Source organism: Enterobacter sp. ZOR0014, from assembly GCF_000798855.1.
GTDB lineage: Bacteria > Pseudomonadota > Gammaproteobacteria > Enterobacterales > Enterobacteriaceae > Enterobacter > Enterobacter kobei.
In genome coordinates this window covers 1-705 of sequence record NZ_JTLF01000148.1, presented here as the reverse complement: position 1 = coordinate 705, position 705 = coordinate 1, and the positions used below count along the sequence as shown (strand labels likewise).

2 protein-coding genes are annotated in these 705 nt (G+C 32.8%); both read right to left on the bottom strand.

Going from position 1 to position 705, the window contains the following annotated elements; genetic code table 11:
* Positions 1 to 76: 76 nt before the first annotated feature.
* A complete protein-coding gene (locus L977_RS25220) occupies positions 77 to 229 on the bottom strand; it encodes a DUF7228 family protein (RefSeq protein ID WP_432759057.1) in 153 nt (50 codons plus the stop codon).
* Positions 230 to 252: 23 nt separating this feature from the next.
* Positions 253 to 600: a DUF7339 family protein gene (locus L977_RS07720; protein WP_036853164.1), complete on the bottom strand. Its 348-nt coding sequence runs from the start codon at positions 598 to 600 to the stop codon at positions 253 to 255.
* Positions 601 to 705: the final 105 nt, after the last annotated feature.

Here is a 705-nt window from a genome sequence, read left to right as displayed (position 1 = left end):
GAACATTCATTAGCAAAAGTTGTAAGTTTTCGCTTAATCTCTTTGCCATTGTCGTCTTCCTCTACGTAAAAACGTTTCATCTATTCATACCTCTAATTTCAAATTTTTCAATAATATACCTTTTAGAGCCAAGCTCAAGGCTCACTAGATAATTATTAAAAGGGTCATTCTTGTTCAAGTCATTAGCGATCTTTCTAGCTGTTGACCGTGGATATTTTGAACTATTAATCTTCCTTGTGTACTTGTGTAATATTATCTCATTGCCTCCCTTTGCATTTTACGCTTCAATCGTTGCTTATATAGATATTCTTTGCTTGGTTCTAAACTAGACAATATCTCATCTAGTAAGTCAAACGCTTCTCCGTTATCTCCTACGCTATCAATTTTTTTAAGTGTAAGCTCGTGCATTTCATCATCATTTAAAAACATAGTAAGATAAGGGAATGCTACGGTATTTGGCAAGCTCAAGCGTGATTTAGTTATTCTTAGGTTAGGATATTTACCTGTTTCAGATTTAACTTTTAACTCAAATTGATTCATTGCGATACCTTGTTCCTCTAGTACGCTAGTAATTCTTTCATATAATTCTTCATTTGTCATTTTATTTATCTACTTTCTTAACCATTAGTTGCTCATAACCTGAACTTGTTCCGTTCATTACAATTGTTTGAATATCTCCCACACGTTCAAAACCTTTATTTTCTA

Bases quoted from the DNA above. Each gene is read 5' to 3' on its own strand.
- L977_RS07720 (WP_036853164.1), bottom strand. From the start codon at position 600: ATGACAAATGAAGAATTATATGAAAGAATTACTAGCGTACTAGAGGAA.